We start from the raw sequence: 364 nt of genomic DNA, 5'->3' as shown, positions 1-364 counted from the left end.
GAGTGAGCCTCTAGAGTTAGAATATTCAGCGCCCATCGAAGCATTTTCAACAAAATGGCAAGCAAAACTGGGCTTTAACAAAGGCCAAGTATTGCGCTTGATAGAGCAAGATCCTTGGCTGATTAAACAGCTTGAACCTCAGTTAGTGGCAGAGTTAGAACAAGATTTTGTGCAATTTAACAATACTGATGTTGATTTAGAACTCGCGAATAGTCGCTACAACTTTATCTACCAACTTACACAAGATTGTGTTGGCAAAAAAGGCCACTTAAACCGAGATTACACGGCGATGATTGATAGCTTGTTGCTTAATCGCTGGATTGGTATTCCTGCCTTTTTAGGCGTGATGTACCTAATGTTTATG

1 pseudogene is annotated in these 364 nt (G+C 40.4%); it reads left to right on the top strand.

What is annotated here, in order from left to right:
• Positions 1-364: pseudogene (locus Q4528_RS12870) on the top strand (hypothetical protein); the annotation flags it as partial.

The sequence above is a fragment of the Staphylococcus pasteuri genome, from assembly GCF_030547725.1.
Classification (GTDB): Bacteria; Bacillota; Bacilli; order Staphylococcales; family Staphylococcaceae; genus Staphylococcus; species Staphylococcus pasteuri.
This window is presented reverse-complemented; position numbering and strand designations above follow the sequence as displayed.